The 9,294-nt window shown below is 31.4% G+C and carries 11 protein-coding genes and 2 pseudogenes; 9 read left to right on the top strand and 4 right to left on the bottom strand.

Annotated elements, in window-relative coordinates; translation table 11 throughout:
- Positions 1–281 precede the first annotated feature (281 nt).
- From HN894_08530 to HN894_08515, 4 genes and pseudogenes are all read right to left on the bottom strand, one after another.
- Positions 282–515 (bottom strand): annotated as a pseudogene (locus tag HN894_08530) (co-chaperone GroES).
- Positions 516–517: 2 nt separating this feature from the next.
- Positions 518–1,450, bottom strand: a complete 933-nt coding sequence (locus tag HN894_08525; protein ID MBT7143369.1) for an FAD-dependent oxidoreductase — start codon at positions 1,448–1,450, stop codon at positions 518–520.
- Between the two features lie 9 nt (positions 1,451–1,459).
- On the bottom strand, positions 1,460–1,807 hold the full coding sequence (locus HN894_08520) for a thioredoxin (protein ID MBT7143368.1): 348 nt from the start codon (positions 1,805–1,807) through the stop codon (positions 1,460–1,462).
- Between the two features lie 46 nt (positions 1,808–1,853).
- The gene (locus tag HN894_08515) at positions 1,854–2,201 is read right to left on the bottom strand and encodes a hypothetical protein (protein ID MBT7143367.1); all 348 of its coding nucleotides are present in this window, start codon (positions 2,199–2,201) and stop codon (positions 1,854–1,856) included.
- Between the two features lie 319 nt (positions 2,202–2,520).
- Between HN894_08515 and HN894_08510 the strand changes: the two genes are divergently transcribed.
- From HN894_08510 to HN894_08470, 9 genes and pseudogenes are all read left to right on the top strand, one after another.
- Entirely contained in the window at positions 2,521–3,189 is a 669-nt protein-coding gene (locus HN894_08510) for a Crp/Fnr family transcriptional regulator (protein ID MBT7143366.1), read from the top strand.
- Between the two features lie 58 nt (positions 3,190–3,247).
- The gene (locus tag HN894_08505) at positions 3,248–3,871 is read left to right on the top strand and encodes a hypothetical protein (GenBank protein ID MBT7143365.1); all 624 of its coding nucleotides are present in this window, start codon (positions 3,248–3,250) and stop codon (positions 3,869–3,871) included.
- Between the two features lie 171 nt (positions 3,872–4,042).
- Positions 4,043–5,554, top strand: a complete 1,512-nt coding sequence (locus HN894_08500) for an MFS transporter (GenBank protein MBT7143364.1) — start codon at positions 4,043–4,045, stop codon at positions 5,552–5,554.
- 183 nt (positions 5,555–5,737) lie between these two features.
- The gene (locus HN894_08495; GenBank protein MBT7143363.1) at positions 5,738–6,469 is read left to right on the top strand and encodes a hypothetical protein; all 732 of its coding nucleotides are present in this window, start codon (positions 5,738–5,740) and stop codon (positions 6,467–6,469) included.
- 459 nt (positions 6,470–6,928) lie between these two features.
- Positions 6,929–7,201: pseudogene (locus HN894_08490) on the top strand (hypothetical protein).
- A gap of 41 nt (positions 7,202–7,242) precedes the next feature.
- Positions 7,243–7,545: a DUF4160 domain-containing protein gene (locus HN894_08485; protein MBT7143362.1), complete on the top strand. Its 303-nt coding sequence runs from the start codon at positions 7,243–7,245 to the stop codon at positions 7,543–7,545.
- Between the two features lie 4 nt (positions 7,546–7,549).
- Positions 7,550–7,792: a DUF2442 domain-containing protein gene (locus tag HN894_08480; GenBank protein MBT7143361.1), complete on the top strand. Its 243-nt coding sequence runs from the start codon at positions 7,550–7,552 to the stop codon at positions 7,790–7,792.
- Between the two features lie 341 nt (positions 7,793–8,133).
- Entirely contained in the window at positions 8,134–8,532 is a 399-nt protein-coding gene (locus HN894_08475; GenBank protein ID MBT7143360.1) for a hypothetical protein, read from the top strand.
- Positions 8,525–8,725: a helix-turn-helix transcriptional regulator gene (locus HN894_08470; GenBank protein ID MBT7143359.1), complete on the top strand. Its 201-nt coding sequence runs from the start codon at positions 8,525–8,527 to the stop codon at positions 8,723–8,725. Before HN894_08475 ends, HN894_08470 begins: the two co-directional genes overlap by 8 nt.
- Positions 8,726–9,294 lie beyond the last annotated feature (569 nt).

Below are 9,294 nucleotides of genomic sequence, written 5' to 3'. Positions count from 1 at the left end.
GTTTTATTTTTAGTCAAGTAAATATACAATTATTGAGACTCCTTTTTATAAAAAGGTAACTTCCACTTCTGAAAATTCGTTATGCTTTGTTAATTGTAGCGTAGAGAAGTTTTGAATTGAAAAATTAAGGAAACTTTAGCAGTGTTATTGGATTAACAGATATTTTTTGCCTTCAAATTCGGTTTCGTTGCCACTAAATGCTTTATGGGGACTTCTAAAATTAGTAAATTTCAAGGCGTAAGAAATTTTAAGACCGTAGTTTACCATTGTAAATGAGGATTTTAAAATTTTGAAACAACGAAGAAATTTGCATTTTTAGATGTTCCCTTATACATAACTTTATCTCCTACAGCAATTTCCGAATTTTCTATATTGCTCATAGCAAGTACATTGGCAATGTTTTTCTTTTCTTTTGCAGAATCGGGAATGAATATTCCTGATGCTGTTTTTTGTTCTTACATGTCGTCCGAAACATCAAGCAAAACATGTTGATTGATTGGTTGTAATTCGTTTATTTTTATTGGTTTTTAAAGTTTTGAATATAATTAGCAGCACTAAGTCCGGCTATTGTTCCATCTGCCACGGCAGTAGTTACTTGTCGGTATTTTTTTGCAATGCAATCGCCAGCTGCAAATACGCCCGCAATATTTGTTTTCATATCTTCATCTACTAATATTTCTTTTCTGTCGTTGAGCTTAATAATTTGCTCAAACGCTTGAGTATTTGGTTGATATCCGGCAAAAATAAAAACTCCGTCAGTTTTCATTTCGGCTATTTTGCCTGTAGGCAGATGCTCAATGCTCACTTTTTCTAATCCATCTGTCCCATAAAATCCTCTTAATTCCGACTCTAAAATAAAGCTGATTTTTTCATTGTTTTTGGCATCACGAATAGCATGTTCGAAAGCCTGAAAATGATCGAACTGATGAACTATGGTGATTTTTGTAGCATATTTGCTTAAAGAAACTGCTTCTTCGAGTGCCGAATTTCCGCCACCTACTACAATTACTTCTTTGTCGGTGAAAAATTCTCCATCGCAAGTAGCACAAAATGAAATTCCTGTCCCCTTAAATTTTTCTTCGCCCTCAATATCGAGCGAACGAGGTTTCCCACCCGGAGCAATTATTACTGATTTTGCCTGAAAACTTCTACCGTCTTCTAACTCAACGGTTTTTATTGTTTCTTTCAACTGTAGATTGGCAATTTTTACGTTAGACTTGATTTTGCAACCAAAATCTTTAGCCTGTTTTTTCATGGTGGCGGCAAGAGAATATCCTTTGGTCAGCTCAACTCCAGGATAATTTGCTATTTCGTTGGTAAGAACCATTTGTCCGCCAATTGCACCTTCGTTCAGGATAATAGTTTTCAGTTTTGCCCTCGAAGAATAGATGCCGGCAGTGAGACCTGCAGCACCGGCACCGAGAATCATTACATCATATATTTCTTCCATTGTTTAGACCTAACTAAAATTTTCGTCTAATATCGAAACAATTTGTTCTCTGCTCTGAATGCTTGTAGTAGCTTTCACCATTTCGCCATTTTTGTAATAAACGGTAAAAGGCAATCCCATAAATCCGCGAGTCATTGGAGCATATCTTATTGGCTCAGATTCTGGCCTGTCGAAACCCATTGAGTAAAATTTTATGTTTTCTCGTTCTTCTTCAAGTTCTTCCATAGCCTCATAAACCGGAATACACATTGGTCCCATGCGACCACAGCAAACCATTGCGCTTTCGTTTTCGCTAATTATTTTCGCTAATTCTTCGGATGTTTCAATCTCGTGGATGCTTGTTTGTAAAACTTTCATTTTTATAAATTTTAATTATTAATTATACAATTTGTTGATTTCTTATTTAATGATTTATTATTTCTTTAATTATTGTATCATCAGATTTTAGGTTTCCATTTAAGTATTTTGAAATCAATTTTTGTGGTGTATCTATTGACACGCCTACAAAAATGTTCACTTTTGAATTATTAAATAATTGAATAATCTTTTTATTCATTTTATAAACAATTACATCTGTGATACCTTCTTCTGTAATCCATTCCGGAAGTTTATCAGTCTTAATATTTTTTGAAGCAAGATTTTTTTCGTTAATAATATTTCCATCATTTAACTCAAAAATTGCATAGTTTTCGCATTTGCCGAAGAACTCGCTCAATTTACCTTCAAAAACCGGAATTGCTACTTTTTTCATCTTATAAGTTTGAGGCAAAAATACTGTGTAACAATTTGCTGTACAAAATTTAGGGCTTGAAGTTTTATCTTAAAATTATTATATTTTCATAAGTTTTTTCTTATAAAAATATAAGCTATAACTTATTGGAACTTCTAAGAATAGTAAATTTCAAGGCGTGAGAAATTTCAAAACCGCAGTTTACTATTGTAAATGAGGATTTTGAAATTTTGAAACAACGAAGAAATTTGCATTTTTGGAAGTTCTTTCTAATTCTAAAAACATAATTAGTTTTGTTGTTTCATTTATGATGTAAATTTTAGAAATATTTTAAAGAATTATGAGTGGCATAGAGGATACTTTGACTTGCTTTAAAAATTTAGATTCTGCGGATTTGCAATTTCTTGATGAAAGAAAAACGCAAATCGCATATTTAAAAGGCGAAACAATTTTTAAGCAAGGTGCATTTTCACCTCATGTAATTTTCATAAACGATGGGCTGGTTCGGGTATTTCTTCAGACCGGAATCAATAAACAAACAAATATTCGTCTTGCGGTGAAAGGAGATTTTATGGCTTTTTCGTCTATTTTTTACGAAAATATTTATCAATACTCGGCCATTGCCATAAAAGACTCGGAAATTTGCATGATAGAAAAAGAAGCAATGAAGCAGTTGCTTTTGCGAAAACCCGAATTTGCAATGCAAATAACCTCAAGAAATTATCAAAACGAAAGTCGCTATTTAGAAATTATTAACAATCTTTCGTACAAACATATGCGAGGGAAATTGGCATCTGCAATATTATATTTGTCTTCCGAAAAATTTGAAGCTGAGAATGTTTTCAGATATTTAAACCGTCAAAATATTGCCGATTTTGCATCAATTACTCTTGAAAGTGCTGTGAAATTTATTAAAGAATTTGAAAAGGAAGAGGTTTTGGAAATTAAAGGCAAAGACATTTTGATAAAAAATAGAGAAGCAATTATTGAGATTTTTAACAAAGGTTGATATTATATATGTATGCAAAATGTTAAAATTTAGAAACTTGGCACTAATTTGAAAGAAAATGGAAGATCTGGATTTCGGCTGGGGATTGGCAGTTACAGTTTTATTAATATATGGAATAGTCTATTTTTTTATAGTTGCTATAAATTATATCATAACTTATTTCCTTGGCAGGCAATTGAAGGTTTTATTGGACAAGTTATTAATTAAAAGATGGCGAACAGATAAGCTAACTTTTACCGGTTTGCCATTTTTCATCGCTTCAGCAATTATTTGTTTTACGATCATAAAGTTTGTTTTATTTGCATTTAATGAGGCAAGCAACCAATATACCGCTCCTGGAGGTGTTTTGTTTTGGGAACCGTTTCTTTTTTTTTATAATGGATACATTGGATATATTGTCGGATTAACATGTTTATCCCTAACAAGTTTTTCTTTTACAAAAGACTGGTCAGTAATTGGCAGACTAAAAAAAAGAATGATAATTTCCAATTTTTTTCTTTGGACTATTCTTAATCTTTTCAATACTTTTTTCTGTAAATACTTATCTGATTTTTTCTTTTCCTACACTCTATTCATATGGATTTATTCAATAGCGACAATCATAACTACTTTTTCATTTATAAAATGGCGCAATTTGAATAGGCCAATAAAAGAGAAAAAAACAATTTCAAATAATGTTTAATAATAGCCTAAATAGTAAATTTAAGATTAATAGCTGTTTTCAATTGTTCTGCAGTTTGATAGGAAGGGAAACATTAAACGACTCATGTTATGCTTTCATATGTGTAAAGTTTTATGACAAAAAAAATACTAAAATATAAATCGGAATAATAAATATTTTATAATCAAGACTATGACAAAAAATAAAAAACCTCAATTAAGTTTTTGGCAAATTTGGAATATGAGTTTCGGATTCCTTGGAATTCAGTTCGGATTTGCTCTACAGAATGCCAATGTTAGCCGAATTTTTGAAACTCTCGGAGCAAATATCGAAGACATCCCAATTTTATGGATTGCTGCTCCTGTAACCGGTTTACTTATTCAGCCCATAATTGGTCATATGAGCGACAAAACCTGGGGAAGACTTGGCCGCCGCCGACCATATTTTCTGATTGGGGCAATTTTTGCTTCTCTGGCATTGTTCATAATGCCAAATTCCCCGGCTCTATGGATAGCTGCCGGAATGCTTTGGATAATGGACGCATCAATAAATATTTCTATGGAGCCTTTCCGTGCTTTTGTTGGCGATATGTTGCCACCGGAGCAACGAACCAGAGGTTTTGCAATGCAAAGTTTTTTCATTGGTACAGGTGCAGTAATTGCCTCGGCTCTCCCTTATATAATGACAAATTGGTTGGGAATTGAAAATACTGCTCCAGAGGGCGAAATTGCACCATCTGTAAAGTTTTCTTTTTATATTGGAGCTCTGATTTTTATACTTGCAGTTGCATGGACTGTTTTCCGAACAAAAGAATATTCGCCCGAAGAACTTGAGGCTTTCGAAGATTACGATTCAGAAAATATTTCAAATGATGAAATTCAGGAAATTAACAATAAAAAATCTGCCCAGATATGTTTCAAATCCGGTGGCATCTTACTCGCTTTAGGAATTATTGTAACAATCATTCTTTACTTTACTGTTGTAAAAAAAGAGGTTTATATTCTTGGATTCGGCATGATGATTTTCGGACTGGTAGAAATTGTTGCGGGAATTTTACAGAAAAGCAAAGCTTCCGATTCTGGCTTAGTTTCAATAATGAACGATCTTAACAATATGCCAACTACTATGAAACAATTGGCTTTTGTTCAGTTTTTTTCGTGGTTTGCGTTATTTGCAATGTGGATTTACTCAACATCTGCTATAACAAATCATGTTTATGGAACTTCCGATACTACCTCAGCACTTTACAATGAAGGAGCCGATTGGGTAGGAATACTGTTTGCCGTTTATAATGGTTTTGCCGCAGTTTTTGCATTTCTCTTAATATATTTGGCACGAAAAACCAATCGAAAAATTACTCATATGATTTCGCTACTCGTAGGAGGTGTGAGTTTTATTTCTGTATTTTTTATAAGCGATCCAATTTTATTGGTAATTCCGTTTATTGGAATTGGCTTGGTTTGGGCAAGTATTTTGTCTATGCCATATGCAATTCTCACCGGTTCGCTTCCCGCAAAAAAAATGGGAGTTTACATGGGAATTTTCAATTTTTTTATAGTAATTCCACAGATTGTAGCAGCAAGCATACTCGGGTTTTTTGTAAAAAATCTTTTCGACGAAAAAGCAATTTATGCTCTAATCCTTGGCGGAATTTCATTGTTTATTGCCAGTGCATTGGTTATGATTGTTAAGGATAAAAACTAAGTTTGCTGCATTTGGATTTGAATTTTGCAAAATACCTGAAATATGAACACATATATCACGCAATAGGCTTGATGAGATTGTTAATCTTTTCGATGAGATGGATATTTAAAACAAAAAATAATAATAATGAAATAAACGGAATTTTCTGTTTATACTAATGTTAGGCACCATAAAATGAAATAAATGGCTTTGTCAAGTTTAGCAGGAATATACCATAACTCAAGTTGGAGAGAACATAGTTATGCTTGCCTTTTAGGAAATTCGATTAAGTACTTCCAAAAGTCTTATGTGATTTCTAACTTTGAATTGCTTGAAAAGCAATGGAATGAATCAATATCTGGAATAAATCCGCTTTCTATTTCACATAGTTTCTTTGAAGAAAACTTAATTGACAAGATAAAGATAACACTCTGCTTTGAAAACTATTTCAAAGGAATATTTATAAAGAAAGGGTATTTAGTTCATTTAATAGATACGAAAATTGGAGATAAAAAATTCAAATCTCTTGGAGACATTTCGAAACATCCAATTAAAGTTAGTAGTTATAAGCAAATTGAGAACTTAGTATTTGACCAGGAAAGTGGGAATAAAACATACCGAGGATTAAAAAATCAAACAGTAACTTTAAACGTATTGCTTAATAACCCATCATATATTGACATACATAAAACCCCACAAAACATTCTCGACATTATTAAAAAAATGAATAAAGAAAGAAATAGTTTACATTTAAAAATTATCAATGCTGCATCATACAATGAAGAATATATTTCGAACCTGAAATTACTAATCGAATTTGTAAACAAAAAAATGATAAAAGAATATAATAGGTTGGTTAGAAAATTCAGAGCACCAGAATATTGGGAAAGGTTTTATTACAAAGAAATTACGGTGCCTAATCGAGTAGGCGGCTGATGGCAAAATAGCCACCAGTGCACCTCTCACACCACTAAGCGTACGGGTCTCGTACATAGCGGTTCATCAAGCAAAAGAAAATTTGAGTTGATGCAATACTGGCAAATCTCTAAGGGATAAAATCAAAGGAAAAAAGATAAAAATACTTTGCGAGAATACAGAATTCTTATATTTTTGCAATGGTATTTTTAATCTAAATTAATTTATAACAAAGCCAATCAATAATAGAACATGAATCGAGTGCAACAACAGAAATTTTCGCACATGTATCAGGCACAAAGTTCAATGATATTAATAATCCTTTCGATGAGATTTAAATATAAATTTAATAATAATAATGAAATAAACGGAATTTTCTGTTTATACTAATGTTGGCATTCATTGTAAAATCCGTTTCCAAATAAAATACAGACATAAAAAATATTGATTAGTTTTGAATTTGACTTTTTGAAAAAAAATATGACAAAAGAAAATGCAATAAAACTATTTCAAGACCAGCGAGTTAGGATTCACTGGAACGAAGAAAATGAAAAGTGGTATTTCTCCATTATTGATGTTATTGGAGTTCTGACTGATAGTGAAAACCCAAGAAAATGCTGGAGTGTATTGAAAACCAGACTTAAAAAGGAAGGAAGTGAAGTGGCTACAAATTGTAGCCGTTTGAAATTATTAGCACTTGATGGTAAAATGCGACTAACTGACGTTGCAGACACAGAACAATTATTACTTTTAAAAAATATCAGAACAATTTTGTAAATTTGCTAAAAAAAGAGATGCCTAAACTTTATGAATATTTTGGATTAATTGTTTTATTCTACTCCCGTGAACATGAACCAATTCATGTACATTGCAAATATCAGGGAAAAGAAAGTAAAGCTGAAATAATATATGAAAATGGAAAATTTGTGGAAGTCGAAATAAAAACCGTTTCAGGGAAAGAACCTCTTGATGCACAAAATTTAAAAAAATTCAAAAAACTTGTTGAATATTATAGAGATGATATTATTCGAAAATGGGTGGACTTTTTTGTTTTCAATAAAGAAATTGCGACAGAAAGAATAACGAAAAAAATATAGGGCAATGATAGTATCAATTCAAAAAGCAGATTATTTGGGAGAATACCGAATTAAATTTCAATTTTCTGATGGTATTGAAAAGACCATTGATTTTTGGGAATTTCTAAAAAAAGCTAAAAACCCAATGACAAAAAAGTACCAAGACAAACAATTGTTTCAGTCTTATTCAATTGAATATGGGGATATTATTTGGAATGACTATGAAATGTGTTTTCCAATTTGGGATTTGCATGAAGGACAAATATAAACGCCCTGTAACACCAAAGAATATAAAAACAGCGAGAAACTACTGAGCCGGGCATAGTCCCGGTGAACATTCGGGATTGAACTATACGCAAGTTAGCAAGATTTTGAGTAGGTTTTTTCTTTTTAATATCAAAATATCAAAGCTAAAAGAGGAAATATTCAGATGAAAATTCTAAATTTTGATCTTTTATTTTAAACTGAGCTTGTATGCAAACTTTTGAAATTCAACAAAATAAATGATCCAAATCTAATTATTTAAAAAAATTAAAAAAAATGTTGAATTGTAATGTTATATAATTCTATCTTTGTGTTAGATATTAATAACATTTTTAAAGTTAGATTATGAAGAAAAGTAAAAAAATAATGTTGGTAATTGTATTTTCAACCATGGGATTTGTTTTAGGTTTTATTATACTTAAAAATGGAACTGACTTGTTTCAAGGTTTAAATATTGTGATTTTTGCCTTAATTATTATCGGTGGAATTATTGCATTCTTCAATGCTAATAAAAAAGAACAGCAAGAAAAAGATGGATTGCCAACTGATGATGAATTAAGCACCCGCATGAAATATAAGACCGGGTATTATGCTTATATGGCATCAATGTATATGTGGCTTATTATTTTTGTAGCAAAAGGAATGTTCCCAAATGTAGAAACTATGTTAGGAGGTGGAATTTTGATTTCTTGTTTAATTTGGGCAATTTCAAAATATATTGTAAAACTCAAATTCGATGAATAATAGAATTAAGGAGTTGAGAGCACGCGAAAATCTAACGCAATTAGATTTAGCAAAATTGGTTGAAGTTAGAAGAGAAACAATTGTTTTTCTTGAAAAGGGAAAATACAACCCATCCTTGAGATTGGCATACGATATTTCTAAAATCTTTAAATCAAAAATTGAAGATGTCTTTATTTTTGGAAAGGAATTATAATTCCATTACACAATACTTGTGTATATAAAAGCAGCCAAAAACTGCTGAGGCTGGAATAGTCTCGATGAAAATTTGGGATTTAGCTAAGCTAAAGCCACCGAGATTTTGGGTGGATTATCCTTATGTAATTTTAAATGTTCAGGATTCTTGGTGGAAGGAAGAATTTCCGGTTCGTTATCCAACAAAAAGATTTTCATAAATAATAGCATTCTGAAAACCCCTTTTTTGCATCTTGCCTAAAATGTCAGACAATACTTTTACAGATAATTCACTTTTTTTCTCCATCTTTACTTCTTTTAACCCAACTTGAGCATTTTTCCAAAATTAATAAAATAATGAAAATTTTATCTATCTGATATTTAGGCATATGACGTTATATAGAATCGTTCTAAATACCATAATGTGCAGATATACAGTTATATAAGTAATTGGTGTTCGTTGTAGTCCCAGAATATCATCTTATTTAGAACTATTCTAAATAATATTTTGTTAACTTTGCAACTTGAAATTTAGTTCGTTGAAAATATTGAAATTACAAAATCCGTAGTACCCGAAAAACGAATCCTATG

It is taken from the genome of Bacteroidota bacterium (assembly GCA_018692315.1).
Taxonomy (GTDB): domain Bacteria; phylum Bacteroidota; class Bacteroidia; order Bacteroidales; family JABHKC01; genus JABHKC01.
The sequence above is the reverse complement of the archived record's forward strand: the minus strand, read 5'-3'. Positions and strand labels throughout refer to the sequence as shown.